General features: G+C 75.2%; 18 protein-coding genes. 8 read left to right on the top strand and 10 right to left on the bottom strand.

The window, feature by feature from the left end:
• Positions 1–11: 11 nt before the first annotated feature.
• Positions 12–893 carry a glutathione S-transferase C-terminal domain-containing protein gene (locus ABZ621_RS33225; protein ID WP_360610214.1) on the bottom strand — a complete coding sequence of 294 codons (882 nt, stop codon included), beginning with the start codon at positions 891–893 and terminating at the stop codon, positions 12–14.
• A 630-nt stretch (positions 894–1,523) separates the two neighbouring features.
• On the opposite strand from ABZ621_RS33225, the gene ABZ621_RS33220 reads away from it, so the two are divergent.
• From ABZ621_RS33220 to ABZ621_RS33205, 4 genes are all read left to right on the top strand, one after another.
• Positions 1,524–1,979: an Rrf2 family transcriptional regulator gene (locus ABZ621_RS33220; RefSeq protein WP_360610212.1), complete on the top strand. Its 456-nt coding sequence runs from the start codon at positions 1,524–1,526 to the stop codon at positions 1,977–1,979.
• A gap of 209 nt (positions 1,980–2,188) precedes the next feature.
• A complete protein-coding gene (locus ABZ621_RS33215; protein WP_360610210.1) occupies positions 2,189–3,490 on the top strand; it encodes an acyl-CoA dehydrogenase in 1,302 nt (433 codons plus the stop codon).
• Positions 3,491–3,623: 133 nt separating this feature from the next.
• Complete coding sequence (locus tag ABZ621_RS33210; protein WP_360610208.1) at positions 3,624–4,523, top strand: universal stress protein; 900 nt, start codon at positions 3,624–3,626, stop codon at positions 4,521–4,523.
• Between the two features lie 188 nt (positions 4,524–4,711).
• On the top strand, positions 4,712–5,497 hold the full coding sequence (locus ABZ621_RS33205) for a CAP domain-containing protein (RefSeq protein WP_360610206.1): 786 nt from the start codon (positions 4,712–4,714) through the stop codon (positions 5,495–5,497).
• Between the two features lie 13 nt (positions 5,498–5,510).
• Here the strand turns inward: ABZ621_RS33205 and ABZ621_RS33200 are convergent, their stop codons facing one another.
• From ABZ621_RS33200 to ABZ621_RS33165, 8 genes are all read right to left on the bottom strand, one after another.
• On the bottom strand, positions 5,511–7,115 hold the full coding sequence (locus tag ABZ621_RS33200) for a sigma-70 family RNA polymerase sigma factor (RefSeq protein ID WP_360610204.1): 1,605 nt from the start codon (positions 7,113–7,115) through the stop codon (positions 5,511–5,513).
• A gap of 77 nt (positions 7,116–7,192) precedes the next feature.
• Positions 7,193–7,483, bottom strand: coding sequence for a hypothetical protein (locus tag ABZ621_RS33195; protein ID WP_360610202.1), 291 nt, complete (start codon positions 7,481–7,483; stop codon positions 7,193–7,195).
• Between the two features lie 96 nt (positions 7,484–7,579).
• Positions 7,580–9,799: an NADP-dependent isocitrate dehydrogenase gene (locus ABZ621_RS33190; protein WP_360610200.1), complete on the bottom strand. Its 2,220-nt coding sequence runs from the start codon at positions 9,797–9,799 to the stop codon at positions 7,580–7,582.
• A gap of 43 nt (positions 9,800–9,842) precedes the next feature.
• Positions 9,843–10,913 (bottom strand): phosphatase PAP2 family protein, encoded by a 1,071-nt coding sequence (locus tag ABZ621_RS33185; protein ID WP_360610198.1) that lies wholly within the window; start codon positions 10,911–10,913, stop codon positions 9,843–9,845.
• Positions 10,914–10,983: 70 nt separating this feature from the next.
• The gene (locus ABZ621_RS33180; protein WP_360610196.1) at positions 10,984–11,271 is read right to left on the bottom strand and encodes a hypothetical protein; all 288 of its coding nucleotides are present in this window, start codon (positions 11,269–11,271) and stop codon (positions 10,984–10,986) included.
• A gap of 148 nt (positions 11,272–11,419) precedes the next feature.
• Positions 11,420–12,454: a LacI family DNA-binding transcriptional regulator gene (locus ABZ621_RS33175; protein WP_360610194.1), complete on the bottom strand. Its 1,035-nt coding sequence runs from the start codon at positions 12,452–12,454 to the stop codon at positions 11,420–11,422.
• Positions 12,455–12,548: 94 nt separating this feature from the next.
• The gene (locus tag ABZ621_RS33170; RefSeq protein ID WP_360610192.1) at positions 12,549–12,878 is read right to left on the bottom strand and encodes a putative quinol monooxygenase; all 330 of its coding nucleotides are present in this window, start codon (positions 12,876–12,878) and stop codon (positions 12,549–12,551) included.
• Positions 12,879–12,924: 46 nt separating this feature from the next.
• Entirely contained in the window at positions 12,925–13,725 is an 801-nt protein-coding gene (locus tag ABZ621_RS33165) for an IclR family transcriptional regulator C-terminal domain-containing protein (RefSeq protein WP_360610190.1), read from the bottom strand.
• Positions 13,726–14,142: 417 nt separating this feature from the next.
• Here ABZ621_RS33165 and ABZ621_RS33160 point away from each other — a divergent pair, with 417 nt between their 5' ends.
• The 4 genes from ABZ621_RS33160 (at position 14,143) to ABZ621_RS33145 (ending at position 19,173) form a co-directional block, all read left to right on the top strand.
• Complete coding sequence (locus tag ABZ621_RS33160) at positions 14,143–15,894, top strand: VanW family protein (RefSeq protein WP_360610188.1); 1,752 nt, start codon at positions 14,143–14,145, stop codon at positions 15,892–15,894.
• Between the two features lie 98 nt (positions 15,895–15,992).
• Positions 15,993–17,030, top strand: coding sequence for a serine hydrolase domain-containing protein (locus ABZ621_RS33155; protein ID WP_360610186.1), 1,038 nt, complete (start codon positions 15,993–15,995; stop codon positions 17,028–17,030).
• A gap of 65 nt (positions 17,031–17,095) precedes the next feature.
• Positions 17,096–17,638 carry a hypothetical protein gene (locus ABZ621_RS33150; RefSeq protein WP_360610185.1) on the top strand — a complete coding sequence of 181 codons (543 nt, stop codon included), beginning with the start codon at positions 17,096–17,098 and terminating at the stop codon, positions 17,636–17,638.
• A gap of 89 nt (positions 17,639–17,727) precedes the next feature.
• On the top strand, positions 17,728–19,173 hold the full coding sequence (locus ABZ621_RS33145) for a glyceraldehyde-3-phosphate dehydrogenase (protein WP_360610183.1): 1,446 nt from the start codon (positions 17,728–17,730) through the stop codon (positions 19,171–19,173).
• A 79-nt stretch (positions 19,174–19,252) separates the two neighbouring features.
• Here ABZ621_RS33145 and ABZ621_RS33140 read toward each other — a convergent pair whose 3' ends face one another.
• Positions 19,253–19,969: a GntR family transcriptional regulator gene (locus ABZ621_RS33140; protein ID WP_360610181.1), complete on the bottom strand. Its 717-nt coding sequence runs from the start codon at positions 19,967–19,969 to the stop codon at positions 19,253–19,255.
• Between the last annotated feature and the right edge of the window lie 44 nt (positions 19,970–20,013).

Below are 20,013 nucleotides of genomic sequence, written 5' to 3'. Positions count from 1 at the left end.
CCGCCGCCCCCTCAGCGGCCGGTGCCGCCCGCGCCCCAGTCGACGATCCCGATGGCGGCGCCGGCGGCCTCCCGGCCCGCGCAGTGCGCGCGGTGCCGGCGCAGGACGGCGGCCACGTCGAGGTGGCGGGCGAACTCCGGCCGGGAGGCGAGCCGTTGGGCGTACGCCCAGAGGGCGCGGTGACCGGCGACACGGCGCACGGCCTCGGCGTCGAGGTGCCAGCGGTGCACGGTGTCCAGCCGGACCAGGGCGCACCACACGTACACGTCGGCGAGGGTCGGCGCGTCCCCGAGGACGTACGACCGCCCCGCGAGCCGCGCGTCGAGTCCGCCGAGCGCCGCGAGGAGCGCCCCGAGCGCCTCCGCCGCGTCCCCGCGGGCGCCGGGCGCCGGGTCGAGCCCGAGCTCCCCGGCGCGCTGCGCGGCCCGGTGGATCCCGTCCGCGCAGAGCGCCGCGAGCGCGTCGATCTCCCGCCGGTGCTCCTCCGGCAGCAGATCGGGTCCGTCGCCCCGGAAGCGGAGGGCCAGGTCACGGAGGATGTCGGGGACATGGGTGCTGACGATCCGCCCGGTCCAGTCGTCGCCGAGGACGGGCGCGGCGGCGGGACCGGCGTAGAGGTGGGCGCTGGCCTCGTACAGCGGCCGGAGCGCGTCGTACGAACCGTCCGGGGCGTCGGGCAGCTCGGGCAGCGGCCGCAGCGGCAGCGTGGTGTCGAGGCCCAGGAGTCCGTGGGTGACGGCGATCCCCAGACAGTCGGGGTCGGCCGGGGCGACGTGGAGGCGATAGCGGTACGGCACGGCGTAGTGGCCGCTGGCCGCGTCGCGGCCGATCCGCCCCCGGAAGGCGGGCGCGGCGGAGGCGGGCAGCAGCGAGGACGGGACGACGACGGACATGGTGCTCCCAGGGTTGGAACGCCCGCACAGCGGCGGCGACGACGGAGTGACGGGAAGGCGGTGCGAAGCGACCGGCCCGGGGGCGCGGTCAGCCCGCGCTGCACACCCGCAGCAGGTCGATGTGGCGCCGCGAGGTGAGCCCGAGCGGGCGCGGCAACACCCGCGCCGGCGGAAGCGGCAGAACCCGGACCGGCCGCACGGCAGGGCCCGGACGGACGGCGGGGACCAGACGGGCTCCACGCGCCGCACGGTCCGCACGGGCGGAACGGTCCGGACGGACGGAACGGCCAGCACAGGCGGAACGGTCAGCACGAGCGGAACGGCCAGCACGGGCGTGGCGGTCCGCACCGCCTGGGCGGGGCGGTCGGACCGGTGGAGTCCCGGCCCCGTCACCCCCGCCGACCCGTCGCATCATTCCCTACCCATCCACTCGGATTCCTGCCCCGAGTGTCGGGCGGTCCGAGGGCGCCGTCAAGGGCGCGAACACGACGGCCGGCCGCATCCCGCCCCGGCCCCCGGACCGCTCCGCCGACCCCTCGAACGGCGCCCCGTCACACCCCGCGCCGGCGGAGTCGCGCCCTCGGCCCGGCCGTCCGACGCCCCTCGGAGTCGTACGGAATAATGCGCCGCATGCGCATTTCAGCCAGGGCCGACTACGCCGTGCGGGCCGCCCTCCAGCTCGCGGCCGCCCGGGACTCGGGGCCGTTGAAGGCCGAGGCGATCGCCGAGGGGCAGGGCATCTCGCACAAGTTCCTGGAGGGGATCCTGGGCGACATGCGCAAGGGCGGGCTCGTGGAGAGCCAGCGCGGCGGCCGGGGCGGGTACTGGCTGGCGCGGCCGGCCGAGGCGATCTCGGTCGCCGACGTGATCCGCTGCGTGGACGGCCCGCTGGTCTCGGTGCGCGGCGAGCGCCCGCCCGCGCTCACCTACACGGGCCCCGCCGAGTCGCTGCTGCCGCTGTGGATCGCGCTGCGGGCCAGCGTCCGCGAGGTGCTGGGCGTCTCGCTCGCGGAGGTGGCGTCGGCGCGGCTGCCGGCCGGGATCACGGAGCGGGCGGACGACCCGGAGGCCTGGACCAACCCCTGACGGACGTCCGGCCGCCCAACCCGCCCCCACCTGCGACGACCTGACGCGACCCCACTCCGGCCTGTCTCCAGCCTCACCCCGCCCTCACTCCGGTCTCACACCTCGAAACCCTTGCGCCCGCATGATGGACGCCTCTTGGGGCCCGGGACCCCGCTCTGCCACTATCCCTACTAATTCGGTGGGATTAACGGGTGGGCAGGAGGGGTGGGATGAGCACACAGCAGACGACGCCGAGGGACGACACGCTCTGGCGGCGGATCGTCCGGGAACTCGCCGACGACCTGGCCGTCGACGCGCAGGCCCGCGACCGGGCGGGCAAGGCCCCCGGCGACGAGGTCGGACGCCTCCAGGAGGCGGGGCTCCCCGCCTTCCTGACGGCGGCGGACCCCGACCCGGCGCTCGGCGGGGGCGGCCACGGCGCCGACCTGCGGACCGCGTGTTCCGCCGTGCGGGAGCTGTCCGCCGCCGACAGCTCGGTCGGCGAACTCCTCGCCCACCACTACGCCCTGTCCTGGACGAGCCGCTTCCTCGCGACGCCGTCAGGGCTCACCGGATCCGCGGGGCCCGCCGGCCGGCCAGGCGAAACCTTCCCTCGCCTCGACGCCCGCACGGCGGCCGAGGGCTGGCTGCTCGCCGGCTCGACCGACCCCACGCCGCCCGCCGGCTCCCCCGGCCTCGCCCTCACCCGCGCCGACCGCGGCGGCTGGCTCCTCGACGGCCGCCGCGCCTTCGACTCGGCCGTGACCGTCGCCGACCGCCTGGTGGTCGCCGCCCGCCCGGCGGGCACCGGCGACCTGGTGGTCGTGCTGGTGGACCCGGCCCGGCCCGGCGTGTTCACGGAACCGGCGGCGGACCGGGTCGGACAGCGGCTCGCCGGCGCCGGCACGGTCGTCTTCGAGCACGTGCCGGTCCCCCGGTCCCGGGTCCTCGGCATCCTCCCCGCCGACGAGCACGCGGTCGCCCCCTTCACCACGCTCGCCCCGCTGGTCCTCCGGCTGCTCCTCGTGCACGTGGCGCTCGGCATCGCGGAGGGCGCGCTCGCCGAGGCCCGGGACGTCAACCGGACGGCCCCGCCGCCGGAACCGGCCCCCCGCGCCACCCCCGCGCAGGACCAGCCCGTCGACCCGTACCTGCTGCTCTCCTACGGCGAACTCGCCACCGCCGCCCACACCGCCGCCGCCGTCGCCGAACGCGCCGCCGACGCCCTCGCGGGCGGCCTGCGGGCGGGCTGGACGCTCGGCTTCGAGGAACGCGCCGACCTCGCCGTCCTGGTCGCCGCCGCCGAGACCGTCACCGGCCGGGCGGCCGTCCAGCTGACCACCCGCATCCTGGAACTCGTCGAGGGCGCCCCGCCCGCCGCGCCGGGCGCCGGGGGCGGCGGCCCCGGCTTCGACCGCTTCTGGCGCAACGCCCGCGCCCTCACGGCCCGTACGCGCCCCGCCCACCGGCTCCGCGACATCGGCGACCACTACCTCCACAACGGCCACACCCGGCTGGCCCGCAGCGCCTGACCCCGGGGACGGACGGTCCGGCATGTCGGGACCTCCGTCCCTCACCTCCGACGGCCGATGGGCCCAAGCTGGGGGGTGGAAGGGGACCGGCCGCCGGGCCGGACCCGACGCGCGCTGTCAGGGAGGACGTCGGATGAGTCGCGAGGCCCAGGAGTTCCGTACGGGGACGGAGATCGTGGCCGGGGTGGACGGATCGCCGGAGAGTCTCGCCGCCGCGGAGTGGGCGGCGCGGGAGGCCGGGCACCGGGGGGTCGCGCTGCGGCTCGGGCACGCCTGGCGCTGGGAGCCGCTCGACCTGCCGCTGGTCCAGGACGAGGGCGCGCAGGAGCAGGCGGCCGAGGAAGTGCTGCGGGCCGCCGAACGGGAGATCACGGAACGTCATCCGGGCCTCCCCGTCACGGCCGAGGTGCTGAAGGACACTCCGGTCGCGGCGCTGCTCGCCGCGCAGGAGAACGCCGGGATGCTGGTCATCGGCTCGCGCGGGCACGGGGCGGTGGCCGGGTTCCTGCTCGGCTCGTACGGGCAGCAGATCATCGCCGCCGCGACCCGGCCGGTGGTCGCCGTGCGCGCCCGCGACGACCGGGCGGCCGAACCGCCCACGGGCGAGATCCTGGTGGGCCAGCAGGGCACCCCGGAGGACAGCGAGGGCGTGCTGCGCTTCGCGTTCGAGACGGCCGACGCGCGGGGTGCCTCGATCCGCGCGGTGCGCGCCTGGAGCCTGCCGTCGCTGTACGCGTTCAGCCCGGCCTCGCTGCGGCTGGCCGACGACTCCGGCGGCCTGGTGCCCTTCGAGGAGAAGGCCCTCCGCGAGGCGCTCGCGCCGTGGCGCGAGCGCTACCCACACGTGCCGGTGACCGAGCACGTCGAACTCGGCAGTGCCGGCCAGGTCCTCCTCACCACCTCCGGGGCCGCGCAGCTCCTCGTGGTCGGCCGCCGCGCCAAGCGCGGCGCGCTGGGCGGACGGATCGGCTCGGTGGCCCACGCGGCCCTGCACCTCGCCCCCTGCCCGGTGGCCGTGATCCCCCAGGGCTGAGAGCGGGCCGACGCGCTGCACCCGTGCGGCCGCCGCGTCAAGCCGGCGCGGCGGGTTGACGCGCGGAGTTGACCCGCCGGGTTGACGTCGGGTGTCGGGGCGCGGGCGGGCGGAAAGCCTTGACCCCGTCGCCCCGGGACCCACCGGCCCCGGACCGGACGGCGGCGCAGGCGAGAGAGCGGAGCCCCATGCGGTACGAAGGTCCCCCCGGTCCCGACCCCTCCGACCCCCACGAACACCCCCACCACCCCGGCCCCCGCTCCCCCGCCTCCGGCCGCCACCGCCGCGGCGGTCCGGTCCGGCGCCGCGGGCTCCCCCGGCCGGGCTTCGCCGCGTCGGTGATCACCGCGGGCACGGCCGCCACCGTCGTCACCGTCCTCCTCGGTCTGTACGCGGCCCACCCGCCCACGGCTCCCGCTCCCCGCGCGGCCAGGCCCCCCGCCCCCGAGGCCCCACCCCCGTCCCACCCCACCCGGCCCCCCGCCTCGCCCCCGGCCCGCGCCGGGGCGCAGGACGGGACGGCCTCCGACGGGCTCGCGCCCCAGACGGGGGCGGTGCCCGCCGCTCCGGTGACGGTGCCGGCGCGCGCCTCCGGCTACGTCCAGGACGTCGTCGCCCTCGCCAACGCCGAGCGGGAGCGGGCGGGTTGCGGCCCGCTGCGGCCGGAGGCCCGGCTCGCCAAGGCCGCCCAGGGGCACGCCGACGACATGGCGGCGCGCGACTACTACGCCCACGACAGCCCCGAGGGGCGCGACGGCGGGGACCGGATGACGCGGGCGGGCTACAGCTGGTCCGCGTGGGGCGAGAACATCCACAAGGGGCCGAAGACCCCGCAGCGGGCGATGGACGACTGGATGGAGAGCCCGGCGCACCGGGCGAACATCCTCAACTGCTCGTTCCGCGACATCGGGGTCGGCGTGGCCCTGACGGCCGACGGGCCGTGGTGGGTACAGGACTTCGGCACGAAGAACTGACCTCGCGCCGGGGTCAGTTGGCGGGCGCGGCCAGTTTCTGCACCCAGACCGTGCCGCGCGGGCCGGGCGCGGCGGCCACGCCGGTGTCGCGGTAGGCGCAGTCGAGCATGTTGCGCGCGTGCCCGGCGTCGTCCCGCCAGCCGGCGACGACGGAGGCCGGGTCCTTCTGTCCCTCGGCGAGGTTCTCCGCCCAGGCCGACCAGCGGTAGCCGGCCTCGGTCATCCGAGTGTCCGCGAACTCGCCCTCGGGGCTGGCGTGGCCGTAGTAGCCGCGGGCCGTCATGTCCCTGGCGTAGGCGCGGGCGGCGGCGGTCAGCCGGGGGTCGGTGCGCAGCGGGGCGCAACCGGCGTCCGCCCGGAGCCGGTTGACCAGCTCGGTGACCTCGTCCCCCGGGTCGGCGGGGGGCGGTGGGGTGGTGCGGGTCGGGGCGGGCGGGGCGGTCGTGGGCGTGCGGGTGGGCGGCGCCGGGCGGGTGGTGGCGGCGGCGCTCGGCGTGGAGGTGGGCGGGGGCGTCGTCGCCGCGGGGGTGGTGGCGGGCGGTGCGGCGGCGGGCCGGGGTGCGGGCGGGGGCTCGGTGGCCTCGGGGAGGGTGAGGACGAAGACGCCGAGCACGGCGACGGCCGCGACCCCGGCCGCTCCCACGGCTCCGGTGCGGCGCCCGGTCGCCGCGTAGGGCGCGGCATGGGCGCCGGCGGACCCCGCCGTGCCCGCCGGGTCGGCCGTGCCCGCCGGGTCCCCGAGGGCGGCCGCATCCGTGGCTCCCGCCGGTTCCGCGCCTCCCGCCGGTTCCGCCGCTCCGGCCGGTTCCGCCGCGAGCGCCGGGGTCGTACCCGCGTCGAGGAGGGCGCCGGCCACGGGCGGGACCAGGCCGATGCCGACGAGGAGGCCCTCGACGGGGGCGAGGCCCCGGCGGGCGGTGCCGGTGGCGCAGGTGCGGCAGTCGCGCAGGTGGCGGGCTATGCGTTTGCGCCACAGCGGGGAGGGGTTGCCGTCCCAGGGGGCGAGGGCGGCGGCGAGGTCGGGGCAGCGGGGGTCGGCGTCGAGGGCGCCGACGACGGTCCGGCCGGTCTCCAGGCGTTCCTTCATGCGCTGGACGCGGACGGCGGTGTGGGCCGGGGGCAGTCCGAGGGCCTCGGCGAGTTCGGCGCGGGTCAGTTCCCCGGCGGCCTCCAGCCACCACAGGGAGAGCAGCTCGCGGTCGTCCTCGTCGAGCCAGCGGGTGGCGCGGGCGACGTCGCGGCGCTGTCCGGTGAGGCCGAGGCGGAGGATGGTGAGGTCGGTGAAGTCGCCCGCCGGGTCGGCGAGGTCGACGGCCCGGTCGAGGCCGGGCACGGGCGCCTGGCTGCGTTCCCGCCAGCGGCGGCGCACCCCGTTCATGGCGATGGCGACGAGCCAGGACCGGAAGCGCTCGGGGTCGCGCAGGCCGGGAAGGCCGTCGAGGGCCCTGACCAGGGTCTCCTGCACGATGTCGTCGGTGTCGGCGTGGCCGTCGAGGGCGCGGCCCACGATGTTGTGGACGAGCGGCAGGAAGGCGCGTACCAGCTCCTCCCTGGCGTGCGGATCGCCCGCGCGCGCCGCCTCCACCAGGGCGGTGGTGCGCTGCTCGTCGCTGTGCATGGATGGTGCTCCCTCGTGCCCGGTCCTGTCCCCGTCCTGCTGGAGACGCGCGGTGCCGGGTGGGGATAACACTTTTTCTAGCCGGTCGGATGCGGCAGGCGCGGGACGGTGGCCCCGGCGCCCTCCCTCACCGCCTCCACGACCGCGTCGTGGAGCTCACGGCTCTCCTCCTCCGAGGAACAGGGGACAGGACTTCCCGACATGGTGAACCAGTCGGAGGCGCCGCTGTACTGCACGGCCACGCGTGCCTCACCGTCGGCGAAGGTCGTGTGCACGGTCAGGTCGCCCGTGACGATTCCGCCTTCGACGGTCAGCACCCCACCACGCCCGGTGTACACACCGGCGGTCGTCCAAGATGCCCAGCTCATGCCCTCCAGGGTCACACCCGGATGGCGTACGCGCCACCGACGCGACCGCCCCGGCCGGAATCGCTCCGGCCGGGGCGGCGTGCGTCGCGTGCCGGATCAGGCGAGGGACGCGATGGCCTCGTTGAACGTGGCGGACGGGCGCATCACGGCCGCGGCCTTGGCCGGGTCGGGCTGGTAGTAGCCGCCGATCTCGGCCGGGGAGCCCTGGACGGCGTTCAGCTCGTCGACGATCTTCCGCTCGTCGGCGGTGAGCGTCTCGGCGAGCGGGGCGAAGGCCTTGGCGAGCTCGGCGTCCTCGGTCTGCTTGGCCAGCTCCTGGGCCCAGTACAGGGCCAGGTAGAAGTGGCTGCCGCGGTTGTCGATGCCGCCGACGCGACGGGTCGGCGACTTGTCCTCGTTGAGGAAGGTGCCGGTGGCGCGGTCCAGGGTGTCCGCGAGGACCTGGGCGCGGGCGTTGCCGGTGGTGGTGGCCAGGTGCTCGAAGGAGGCGGCCAGCGCGAAGAACTCGCCGAGGGAGTCCCAGCGGAGGTAGTTCTCCTTGACGAGCTGCTGGACGTGCTTCGGGGCGGAGCCGCCGGCGCCGGTCTCGAAGAGGCCGCCGCCCGCCATCAGCGGGACGACCGACAGCATCTTGGCGCTGGTGCCCAGCTCCAGGATGGGGAAGAGGTCGGTCAGGTAGTCGCGCAGCACGTTGCCGGTGACGGAGATGGTGTCCTCGCCGCGGCGGATGCGCTCCAGGGAGAACTTGGTCGCCTCGACCGGGGACAGGATCTTGATCTCCAGGCCCTCGGTGTCGTGCTCCGGCAGGTACTGCTTCACCTTGGCGATGATCTGCGCGTCGTGGCCGCGGTTCTCGTCCAGCCAGAAGACGGCCGGGGCGCCGGTGGCGCGGGCGCGGGTGACGGCGAGCTTGACCCAGTCCTGGATCGGGAGGTCCTTGGTCTGGCAGGCGCGGAAGATGTCGCCCTCGGCGACCTCCTGCTCCAGGAGGACGGTGCCCTCGGAGTCGACGATGCGGACGGTGCCCGCCTCGGCGATCTCGAAGGTCTTGTCGTGGGAGCCGTACTCCTCGGCCTTCTGCGCCATGAGGCCGACGTTCGGGACGGAGCCCATGGTGGCCGGGTCGAAGGCGCCGTGGGCGCGGCAGTCCTCGATGACGGCCTGGTAGACGCCGGAGTAGCTGTGGTCCGGGAGGACGGCGAGGGTGTCGGCCTCCTGGCCGTCGGCGCCCCACATGTGGCCGGAGGTGCGGATCATGGCCGGCATCGAGGCGTCGACGATGACGTCGGACGGCACGTGCAGGTTGGTGATGCCCTTGTCGGAGTCGACCATGGCGAGGGCGGGGCCCTCGGCGAGCTCGGCGTCGAAGGAGGCCTTGATCTCGGCGCCGTTCGGGAGGGCGTCGAGGCCGCCGAGGACGGTGCCGAGGCCGTCGTTGGCGGAGAGGCCGGCGGCGGCGAGCGCCTCGCCGTACCGGTCGAAGGTCTTCGGGAAGAAGGCGCGCACGACGTGGCCGAAGATGATCGGGTCGGAGACCTTCATCATCGTGGCCTTGAGGTGCACGGAGAAGAGCACGCCCTCGGCCTTGGCGCGGGCGACCTGCTCGCTGAGGAAGGTGCGCAGGGCGGCGGCGCGCATGACGGCGGCGTCGACGACCTCGCCGGCGATCACCTTGAGCGGCGCGCGCAGCTCGGTGGTGGTGCCGTCGGCGGCGGTGAACTCGAAGCGCAGGGTGTCGTCCGCGGCGATGACGACCGACTTCTCCGAGGAGGCGAAGTCGTTCTCGCTCATGGTGGCGACGTTGGTCTTGGACTCGGGGGTCCAGGCGCCCATGCGGTGCGGGTGGTTCTTCGCGTAGTTCTTGACCGAGCCGGGGGCGCGGCGGTCGGAGTTGCCCTCGCGCAGGACCGGGTTGACGGCCGAGCCCTTGATCTTGTCGTAGCGGGCGCGGACGTCCTTGTCCTGGTCCGTCTTCGGGTCGTCCGGGTAGTCCGGGAGGGCGTAGCCCTGGGCCTGGAGCTCGGCGACCGCGGCCTTCAGCTGCGGGATCGAGGCCGAGACGTTCGGCAGCTTGATGATGTTGGCCGCGGGCGTCTTGGCCAGCTCGCCGAGCTCGGCGAGGGCGTCGCCGATGCGCTGCTCCTCCTGGAGGAACTCGGGGAAGCTCGCGATGATGCGGCCCGCGAGCGAGATGTCACGCGTCTCGACCGTGACACCTGCCGTGGAGGCGTACGCCTGGATCACGGGCAGGAACGAGTACGTCGCCAGGGCAGGCGCCTCGTCGGTGTGGGTGTAGATGATGGTCGAGTCAGTCACCAGGTGCTCCGCTCCACGTCTGCGTATGCGAGATTGCTCGACATCAAGATATCTCGTGATCGTGGTTCTCCGTAAAGGGCCCCACGAGCTCACCTTGGTCGGGGGCTCCGGAGTCCTCCACGAAGGGGCCTCCGAGCCGGTACGAGGCGGGCCCGCCGTCCAGGTCGACGTGGCGGACGAGGATGAGCAGGGCCAGTCCGGCGGCGGCGCCGACCCCGGCGGCGAGGCCCTGGCCGCAGCGGTGGGCGAGGGCGAGCTCGTCGGGGTCGTACGGGGCGGCTGCGGGCAGTCCGAGGGTGTCGCCGAGGAGCAGGAATCCGGCCACGAGGCCGCCGGCGGCGACGAACGCGAGCGGCAGGGTGGCGGGGAGGCCGCGCAGGGTGGTGCCGCGCCGGGCGCCGGGGCGGACCTTCCCTCGGCGGGCGAGCAGGGCGATCAGTCCGCACTGGACGGCGAGGGCGAGCAGGGCGGCGGCCATGACGTCGCCGGGCCGGTGGTCGCCGGCGGCGATCGAGTACGCGCCGAGGAGGACGGCCCACAGGGTGGCGGCGCCGGTGACGAGGCCCCGGGAGCGCCGGGGCACGACCAGGGGGAGGGCGAAGGCGACCCCGAAGGCGAGGGTGGCGGTGGCGCTGGGGAAGCCGCTGGGCACGAGCGCCCCGGCGCCGTCGGCGAGCCGGGGGCGGGGGGCGTACCGCTGGAGGAGTCCGGTGACGGCGAGGGAGACGGCGACGGCTCCGGCGGCGGCGCCGGTGAGCGCGTACCGCTTGCGCAGCGCGCCGAGGCCGACGAGGAGGACGCAGGCGAGGACCAGGGAGAGGGTGGCGGCCCCGGCGAGCGAGGGGTGGTCGCGGACGAAGGCGGCGACGCGGGTGTCCGCGCGCCGGCCGGTGACGGCGGCGTCGCCCCAGCGGCGGCCGGTGGCGGTGAGCACGAGCCCGGCGTAGACGAGCGTGAGGAGCAGGACGGCCCCGAGGCAGGCACGCCGGGTCCGGGTGCGGACGCGGGTGCTGAAGGAGTCCGCGGCCTCGCCGGCCACGGCGGCGTACCACCAGGTGTCACCGGCCTTCGGCGGCCTCGGGGAGCCGCCTATGCGCCTGTCGTAGGAAGCCATGCCCCGATTCGAACCCACGCGCGCCCGGGCCGCCTGCTGGGATCACCCGAACGACACGCCGGGCGTGGATTCAGTCGCGGCCGGAGCCGAGTTGGGCGACGAGGAGGAGGACGAGGCCGGCGAGGAGGGCGAGGACGGAGGCGAGGCCGAGGGCGGAGCCGGCGGCGGGCTCGCCGGCGAATCCGCCCGCGCTCTGGAGGAGAAAGGATCCGGCCATGATCAGCTGTGCCCAGCCGTAGAGCGGGACCCGCCGGACCCGGTGGCGGAGCCAGGGCAGGACGAAGCCGGTGCGGAGGGTGGCGCCACCGCTCACGGCGAGGAGGAGCGCGAACGCCCCGGGTATCAGGTACCACTCCATGACGGCCCCCCGGTCGTCGCCGGCCCGGTGCCGACGGTGACGCGATCATGCCACGGCCGGGTGAACCCGACGGGGAAGCGCGCGGGGGAACGGGCCGGTGAGCCGGGGGTCTCAGGAGGACGCGCGGGCCGGCGAGGCGGGCGGGGCCTCAGGAGGACGCGCGCACGACGAGTTCGGTGGGGAGCATCCGGCGGGGCTGGTCGTCGGGTTCGCTCGGGGCGGCGATCTCGGCGAGGAGCATGCGGGCCATGGTGCGGCCCATCTCCTCGATGGGCTGGCGGACGCTGGTGAGCGGCGGGTCCATGAGGCGGGCGACGGCGGAGTCGTCGACGCCGACGAGGGCGACGTCCTCGGGGACGCGCCGGCCGGCCTCGCGCAGCACGGCCCGGGCGCCGGCCGCCATCACGTCGGAGGCGGCGAAGACGGCGTCCAGGTCCGGGGCGCGGTCGAGGAGTTCGCGCATGGCGCGGCGGCCGCCCTCCTCGGTGAAGTCGCCCGTGGCGACGAGGGTGTCGTCGGCGGGGAGCCCGGCCTCGGCGAGGCCCTCGCGGTAGCCGTCGAGGCGGCAGCGGGCGCCGTACATGTCGAGGGGGCCGGTGACGGTGGCGATGCGGCGGCGGCCGCCGGCGGCCAGGTGGGCGACGGCGGTGCGGCCGGCGCCGGTGTTGTCGGAGTCGACGAAGGCGACGGGCTCGTCCTCGCGGCGGCGGCCGTTGAGGACGGCGGGCAGGCCGAGGGCGCGGACCTGGTCGGGCAGCGGGTCGTCGGCGTGCACCGAGACGAGCAGGACGCCGTCGACGCGCTGGGCGGCGAGGTACTGCTCGAAGCGCTGCCGCTCCTGGTCGCTGCGGATCAGGGTGAGCAGCAACTGCTTGTCGGCGGCGGCGAGTTCGCCGCTGACGCCGCGGATGATGTCGAGGAAGTACGGTTCGGCGAAGAGCCGGGCCTCGGTCTCGGGGACGACGAGGGCGACGGCGTCGGTGCGGCTGCCGGCGAGGGCGCGGGCGGCGCGGTTGGGGACGTAGCCGAGTTCGGCGACGGCCTGCTCGACGGCCGCCTTGGCCTGTTCGCTCACCTTCGGGGAGCCGTTGATGACCCGGGAGACCGTGCCGCGGCCGACTCCGGCCCGGGCCGCGACCTCCTCCAGGGTGGGCCTGCCGGTCTGTCGCCCGCTCACCGCCATGTGCCGCTTCTCCCCTCGGCCCGGGCCCGCCGCCCGCTCGACCGCCCGTACTGTGCGGCGAACCTATCAGGCGGGCGGGCGGGCCCCGGCGGGATCAGGCGTCGGCGGGCGCGAGCTCCGCCATCGGGCCCCAGCCCGGCTGTTCCGTCTTCACGTTGATGATCTCGGGGGTGGTGGCGACGGCCCCCGCCATGGCGGCGAGGCCGGCGGCGAAGTGGTCGGAGGCGACGTGGACGGCGCCGGCCTCGTCGTCGGCGAACCCCTCCAGGAGGGTGAAGACGTTCGGGTCGTCGACGCCGCGGGACCAGTCGAAGAAGAGGTTGCCCGGTTCGGCGCGGGTGGCGGCGGTGAAGTCGGCGACGAGGTCGAGCCACTGGTCGGCGAGGTCGGGACGGACGGTGAAGCGGACGGCGATGAAGATCATGCCGTCAGGCTGCTCCGGGCCGCCCGGTGCGGGCCAGGCCGGCCGGTCAGGATTCCGGCAGGGCCGGAAAGTCCGGCACCGCGCGGGCCAGCGCGGCGCGGACGGCGCCCTGGCGGCGGGCGAAGTCCGCGGTGGGCAGGGAGACGGACAGGGCGTGCACGATGCCGTCGCCGCGGTCGGGCACGGCGACCGCGAGGCAGGTGTACGCGAGGTCCGCCTCGCCGACGGAGACGGCGTAGCCCTGGCCGCGGACGGCGGCCATCTCGGCCTCGAAGCGTTCGGCGCCGGTGATGGTCCGCTCGGTGAAGCGGGCCATGCCGTGCTCGGCGAGGTAGCGGCGGCGCCGGGCGCGCGGCAGGGCGGCGAGGAGCGCCTTGCCGTGCGCGGTGGCGTGCGCGCGGGCCTCCGGGCCGGGGGTGAAGGGGTGGGCGGTGTCGGTGACGGGGGCGGTGGTGTCGACGACGGTGATCAGGCCGTCGCGGTAGGCGGTGTGGTACGCCTCCGCGCCGGTCGCCCGGCGCAGCCGCCCGAGCAGTTCGCCCGTGGACGCGCCGAGGCCGTGGTGGCGGAGGTGCGCGCGGTGCAGGGCCGGGACGCGGGGCCCGGGGGCGTATCCCTCGGCGGTACGGACGAGGTGGCCGCGCGCGAGCAGCGGCCCGGCCAGGTGGTAGACGGTCGAGAGCGAGCAGCCGAGGCTCCGCGCGAGCGCCTTGGCCCCCACGGCCCGTCCGGCGTCGGCCACCAGATCCAGCAGCTCCAGCGCCCGCTCCACCGACCGCGGCCCGGCGGGACCCCGCTGCGGCTCGGAGGGGAGGTGCGGTCGCGGAAGCGGGGCGTCGGCGGGCATCGGACCAGGGTAGCCAGCGGGACGGGTTCGCAGCGGACCCGGATCGGTTCGGGGCGGGCTCGGATCGGTTCGGGGCGGGCCCGGGGCGGTTCGGGGCGGGCCCGGGGCGGTTCGGGGCGGGCCCGGGGCGGTTCGGGGCGGGCCCGGGACGGCGGCCCACGCGACCGGCTCCGGGGGGCGAGTGAGGAACGGGCTCCGGCGGGCGGCCGACGGACGGGCTCCTGCGGGCCCGAGGCGGCCCGCCCACCGGGCCCCGGCCTGGCCCCTGTACGGCCCGCGCGGGCGCGGACCGCACCCTCTGTGGCGGGGGCGTCGCAGGGGGTATCGGCGCAGGTCAGCAGGGCTTTATGTGCATTTGACACTCTTTCGACGTACCGTCGTGAGGATCCCCTTGTCCCCGACGCACCGGGAGAGCGTGTGCCCCGCCCCAGGACCGACCATGCCCCGACGCCCGCCGCCGCGAACCGCCCACGGTGGCGGACGGCCGCGATCGCCACGGGCGTCGTCGCCGTCGTGGCGGGCGGTCTCTACGTGGCCGGACTCGTGGCCACCGGCGACGACATATCCGCCGGCACCCGGGCCGGCGGCATCGACATAGGCGGCCTCAGCAAGGCGGAGGCCGCCGAGCGGCTGCGGGCGCAGGCGCCGGCGGCGTGGACGGCGCCGATCGCGGTGCGGGTCGGCGAGCGCACGGAGAGCGTCTCCCCGGCCACCGCCGGGCTCACGGTCGACGCGGAGGCGACGGCCGAGCGGGCCGCCGACCCGTCCAAGGACCCCTTCACCGTCATCGGCCGCCTCTTCTCCTCCGGCGACCGCGAGATCGAGCCGGTCCTCGCCCAGGACACCGCGAAGACCGACGCGGCCGTCGCCGCGCTGGCGAAGCGGAACGACCGGGCCGTCAAGGAGGGCTCGGTCTCCTTCCGGGACGGCGAAGCCGTCGCCGCCCGGCCCGTCACCGGGCAGAAGCTGGACACCGCGAAGGCCGCCGAGGCCCTGCGGGCCGCCTACCCGGCCGCCCCCGGCGCCGCCGCCGTCGCCCTGCCGGTGTCGCTGACCGAGCCGAAGCTGCCCGCCGCCGAGCTGACCCGCTTCCTCGACGCGTACGCCCGCCCGGCCGTCTCCGGGCCGGTGACGCTCACCGTGGACGAGGAGCGGCTGCGGATCTCCCCCGAGACCCTCGGCGACCACCTGACCGTGAAGAACGAGGGCGGCCGGCTGACCGGCTCCCTCGACTCCGCCGCACTGCTGCGCGACCCGGACGTCGCACGGCCTCTCGCCGCCATGACGGGCGCGCCCGTGGAGGGCACCCTCGGCGTGCGGGACGGCAAGGTCGTCGTGGTGAAGGAGGGCAAGCCGGGCCGCGAGGTGACCGAGAAGTCGCTGGCCGCCGCCGTGGACCCGCTGCTCACCCGTACCGGCGACGCGGCCCGCACCGGCGCCGTCGCCACCAAGGTCACCCAGCCGCAGGTGAGCTCCGCCACCCTCGACTCGCTCGGCGTGAAGGAGCAGATGTCGACCTTCACCGTGAACTTCCCCACCGCGCCCTACCGGACGATCAACATCGGCCGGGCCGCCGAGCTGATCAACGGCTCGCTGGTGCGGCCGGGCGAGGTGTGGAGCTTCAACGAGACGGTCGGCGAGCGCACCGAGGAGAACGGTTTCGTCGACGGCACGATGATCCTCGACGGCCGCTACCAGGAGGCACCCGGCGGCGGTGTGTCGGCGGTGGCGACCACCGTCTTCAACGCGGTCTTCTTCGCCGGCGTGCAGCCGGTCGAGTACGGCGCCCACTCCTTCTACATCGAGCGCTACCCGGCCGGCCGGGAGGCGACCGTCGCCTGGGGCAGCCTGGACCAGAAGTTCCGCAACGACTCCGGCAAGCCGATCTACATCGCGGCGAGCGCCACGGACTCCTCGGTGACCATCACCTTCTACGGCACCAAGAAGTACGACTCGGTGGAGGCGGTGGCCGGGCCGCGCACGAACATCACGAAGCCGGAGAAGCGCGAGGCCACCGGCAAGACGTGCGTGCCGCAGGAGCCCCTGGAGGGCTTCGACATCGCGGTCGACCGGGTCTTCAAGAACGGCGGCGAGGAGGTCGAGCGGCAGACCTTCAAGACCCACTACACGCCGCGCGACGAGGTCGTCTGCGAGCCGGCCACCGACTGACGCCGTCCGGGCCGGAACGGTGTCCTCCCCGCCCCGGGCGGGCATGCATCCCGGGTGCGGCCGGACCGTGGCCGCTCCGAGCCCTGCCGGAGGCGTCCGTGGCGGAGCGCAGCGAAGTTCCCCCCTACGCCCGGCTGCTGGCCGGGGCGGTCCAGGACGGCGTGTGCCCGGGGGCCGTGTGGGCGGTCGGCGACGCCTCCGGCACCCGCTCGGCCGGCGCGGTCGGCGTCCTCGACCCGGAGCTGCCCGGGGAGCCGGTCCGCCCGGACACCCTCTTCGACGTGGCCAGCCTCACCAAGATCCTCACGGTCTGGGCGGTGACCGGGACCCTGGTCGACGCGGGGAAGCTGGACCCGGCGGCGCCGCTCGGCTCGCTCTGGCCGGCGGCGGCCGGCCGGCCGGTGGGCCGGGTCACCGCGCACCACCTGCTCACCCACACCGCCGGGATGCCGCTGCGGGCCAATCTGCGCTTCCTGTACGGCTCCGATCCGCAGGACATCAGGGACGGGGTGCTCTCGGAGCCGCTGCGGCACCCGCCGGGCTCGGCCGTCGCGTACACCGACCGGGCGGCGCTCGTCCTCGGCTGGCTGGCCGAGCACCTGACCGGCCGCCCGCTGGCCGAGCTGGCGCGCGAGCGGGTGTGGACGCCGCTGGGCATGCGGGAGACCCGCTGGGGACCGCTGCCGTCGGCGGAGGCGGTCCGCTGCGCGCCCACCGAGTACGACGAGGAGTCCGGCCGCCGGCTGCGGGGCACGGTCCACGACTTCTCCGCCCGGCTCCTGGGCGGGGCGTGCGGGATCGCCGGGGTGTTCACCACGGCCGGGGACACCGGCCGCTTCCTGCGCGGGGTGCTGTCCCCGCCGCCCGGCACCTTCTCCGCCGCCTGGACGGCCGCCTCCCTGCGCGTCGGCACGGGCGCCCTGGACCCGCCGCGCGGCCTCCTGTGGCATCCGGCGCCCGGCACCGGGCCCGCGGACGACGTGTGGGCGCACTTCGGCTTCACCGGCACCGCGATGTGGGTCTCCCCCGCCCGGTCCCGCTGGGCGGTGCTCCTCACCAACCGGCTGTACGTGACCCGGGACCCGGCTCCGCTGGCCCGGGTCCGCGAGGCCTTCCGGGCGCACGCCTTCGCCTGAGCGGAGGGCGGTTGCGGAGGGCGCCACCGGCGGGCGCTGTCGGTGGCCGCCCCTACCGTGCTGCCGTGGCGAACTCCTATACGACGCTGTGGACCAACGAGCTCTGCCGGGAGCTGGAGCGCTCCGGGGAGGAGGGCCTGCGGCCGACGATCCTCTTCGGCGGGCCCTACGCCTCGCAGCCCAGCTTCCGGCGGGCCGGGGTGCGGCCCGGCGACACCGTCTATCCGGTGCGGGCGCACCGCACCCGGCTCCATGTGCTGGGGTCGATGGAGGTGTCCCGCGTCCTCACCCACGAGGAGGCGGGCGCCGAGCTCCACGACGACGACTACGCGAAGCTCCTGTACTGGCGGCGGCTCAAGACCGGCTTCGTGACGGAGGTGCTGCTCGGCCCGCCGGGTTCACCGCTCTCCTTCGACACGGTGGTCCCCGGAGACCTGCTCGGCCGGCTGACCTACACCTCCCGGCGGGGCGAGCGGACGCTGAAGTACGTGGAGGACGGCAGGCTCCTGCGCGCGAACAGCCTCCACGGCATCTACCGGCTGGCCCCCGGGTCGGCTGAGGAGCTGCGGCGGCTGGTCGCCGACCGGTTCCAGGGGCCGGACGTGTGAGCTCGCGGACAGACGTTCGGGCCCCCCTGTCGGGGCCGAGGACCTGCGGGTTACCATATGAGCGCCGTCTAGCTCGAAAGATAAATCTTGTGACTGTCAATGATGACTCGTTCACCAGCTGGAAGAACCGTGAGGAGATCGCGGAGTCGATGATCCCGATCATCGGGAAGCTGCACCGTGAGCAGGACGTCACCGTCCTCGTTCACAGCCGCTCCCTGGTGAACAAGTCGGTCGTCAGCATCCTCAAGACGCACCGCTTCGCCCGCCAGATCGCCGGCGAGGAGCTCTCGGTCACCGAGACGCTGCCTTTCCTGCAGACGCTCACCACGCTCGACCTCGGTCCCTCGCAGATCGACATCGGCATGCTCGCCGCCGAGTACAAGGCCGACTCGCGCGGCCTGACGGTCGAGGAGTTCACCGCGGAGGCCGTCGCCGGCGCCACGGGTGCGAACAAGATCGAGCGCCGTGACGGCCGGGACGTCGTCCTCTACGGCTTCGGCCGCATCGGCCGCCTCGTCGCCCGCCTCCTCATCGAGAAGGCCGGTTCGGGCAACGGCCTGCGGCTGCGCGCCATCGTCGTGCGCGGCGGCGGCGAGGCCGACCTCGTCAAGCGCGCCTCCCTGCTGCGCCGGGACTCGATCCACGGCCAGTTCCAGGGCACGATCACGGTCGACGAGGCGAACAGCACCATCGTCGCCAACGGCAACACGATCAAGGTCATCTACGCCAACGACCCCTCCGAGGTCGACTACACGGCGTACGGCATCGAGAACGCCATCCTGATCGACAACACCGGCAAGTGGCGCGACCGCGAGGGTCTGTCGAAGCACCTGCGTCCGGGCATCGACAAGGTCGTCCTCACCGCGCCCGGCAAGGGCGACGTGCCGAACATCGTGCACGGTGTCAACCACGACACGATCAAGCCGGACGAGCAGATCCTCTCCTGCGCCTCCTGCACCACCAACGCCATCGTCCCGCCGCTCAAGGCGATGGACGACGAGTACGGCGTGCTGCGCGGTCACGTGGAGACCGTCCACTCGTTCACGAACGACCAGAACCTGCTGGACAACTACCACAAGGCCGACCGCCGCGGCCGTTCCGCGCCGCTCAACATGGTGATCACCGAGACCGGTGCCGCCTCGGCCGTCGCCAAGGCGCTGCCGGAGCTGAAGGCCCCGATCACGGGCAGCTCGATCCGCGTCCCCGTCCCGGACGTCTCGATCGCCATCCTCAGCCTGCGCCTGGGCCGCGAGACCACCCGCGACGAGGTCCTGGAGTACCTCCGCGACGTCTCGCTGCACTCGCCGCTGAAGCGCCAGATCGACTTCACCACGGCTCCCGACGCCGTCTCGATGGACTTCGTCGGCTCGCGCCACGCCTCCATCGTGGACGCCGGCGCGACCAAGGTCGACGGCGACAACGCGATCCTGTACCTGTGGTACGACAACGAGTTCGGCTACTCCTGCCAGGTCATCCGCGTCGTCCAGCACGTCTCGGGCGTCGAGTACCCGACCTTCCCGGCCCCGGCGGCCTGACCCCGCCCGCGCCACCACGCGAACGGCGCGCCGCGCTCCCCGAGGGGAGGGCGGCGCGCCGTTCGCGTGTGCCGGGGCGTCAGTTCTTGCGCACGGAGCGCAGCGCGCCGGCCGCCGGTTCGACCGGCTCGTCCCGGGCCTCGGCCCAGAGCGAGCGGACGTGGCCGAGGTGGCGCATCATGCACGCCTCGGCGCCCGCCCGGTCCCGGGCGATCATGAGGTCGAGGAGTTCGACGTGCTCCTCGGCGGAGCTGATCAGCTTGCCCGCCTCGTCGAGCCCCGTCAGGCCGTAGAGCCGGGACCGCTTGCGCAGATCGCCCACGGTCTCCACGAGCCGGTCGTTGCCGGACAGGCCGAGCAGGGTGAGGTGGAACTGCCGGTCGGCCTCCAGGTAGCCGATGAGGTTGTGCTCGCGGGCGTTGACCACGATCTCCTCGGCCAGCGGACGCAGCGCCTCCAGCTCCTCGGCCGTCGCGGTCTCGGTGACCCGGCCGACCGTGGGCACCTCGATGAGCATCCGCAGCTCGGTGCACTGGTCGAGCTCGCGCTCGCTGACCTCGGTGATCCGGAAGCCCTTGTTGCGGACCGGCTCGACGAGGCCCTCGCGGGCCAGGTCGAGCATGGCCTCGCGGACCGGGGTCGCGGAGACGCCCAGTTCGGCCGCGAGGCCGGGGGCCGAGTAGACCGTGCCCGGCTTCAGCTCCCCGGCGGTGAGCGCCGCGCGCAGCGCGTGGCCCACCTGGTCGCGAAGCCGCTCCTGGGCCTTGATGAGACTGTGCTGCTTCAGGTCACCCACGCCGTTCCTCCGAGAATCCGCAGACGACCAGCGTACAATGTCAC

Source organism: Streptomyces sp. NPDC007863, from assembly GCF_040633895.1.
Taxonomy (GTDB): domain Bacteria; phylum Actinomycetota; class Actinomycetes; order Streptomycetales; family Streptomycetaceae; genus Streptomyces.
The sequence above is the reverse complement of the archived record's forward strand: the minus strand, read 5'-3'. Positions and strand labels throughout refer to the sequence as shown.

Bases quoted from the DNA above. Each gene is read 5' to 3' on its own strand.
- ABZ621_RS33205 (WP_360610206.1), top strand. From the start codon at position 4,712: ATGCGGTACGAAGGTCCCCCCGGTCCCGACCCCTCCGACCCCCACGAA.
- ABZ621_RS33200 (WP_360610204.1), bottom strand. From the start codon at position 7,115: ATGCACAGCGACGAGCAGCGCACCACCGCCCTGGTGGAGGCGGCGCGC.
- ABZ621_RS33165 (WP_360610190.1), bottom strand. From the start codon at position 13,725: ATGCCCGCCGACGCCCCGCTTCCGCGACCGCACCTCCCCTCCGAGCCG.
- ABZ621_RS33185 (WP_360610198.1), bottom strand. From the start codon at position 10,913: ATGGCTTCCTACGACAGGCGCATAGGCGGCTCCCCGAGGCCGCCGAAG.
- ABZ621_RS33175 (WP_360610194.1), bottom strand. From the start codon at position 12,454: ATGGCGGTGAGCGGGCGACAGACCGGCAGGCCCACCCTGGAGGAGGTC.
- ABZ621_RS33170 (WP_360610192.1), bottom strand. From the start codon at position 12,878: ATGATCTTCATCGCCGTCCGCTTCACCGTCCGTCCCGACCTCGCCGAC.
- ABZ621_RS33180 (WP_360610196.1), bottom strand. From the start codon at position 11,271: ATGGAGTGGTACCTGATACCCGGGGCGTTCGCGCTCCTCCTCGCCGTG.
- ABZ621_RS33195 (WP_360610202.1), bottom strand. From the start codon at position 7,483: ATGAGCTGGGCATCTTGGACGACCGCCGGTGTGTACACCGGGCGTGGT.
- ABZ621_RS33225 (WP_360610214.1), bottom strand. From the start codon at position 893: ATGTCCGTCGTCGTCCCGTCCTCGCTGCTGCCCGCCTCCGCCGCGCCC.
- ABZ621_RS33215 (WP_360610210.1), top strand. From the start codon at position 2,189: ATGAGCACACAGCAGACGACGCCGAGGGACGACACGCTCTGGCGGCGG.
- ABZ621_RS33220 (WP_360610212.1), top strand. From the start codon at position 1,524: ATGCGCATTTCAGCCAGGGCCGACTACGCCGTGCGGGCCGCCCTCCAG.
- ABZ621_RS33210 (WP_360610208.1), top strand. From the start codon at position 3,624: ATGAGTCGCGAGGCCCAGGAGTTCCGTACGGGGACGGAGATCGTGGCC.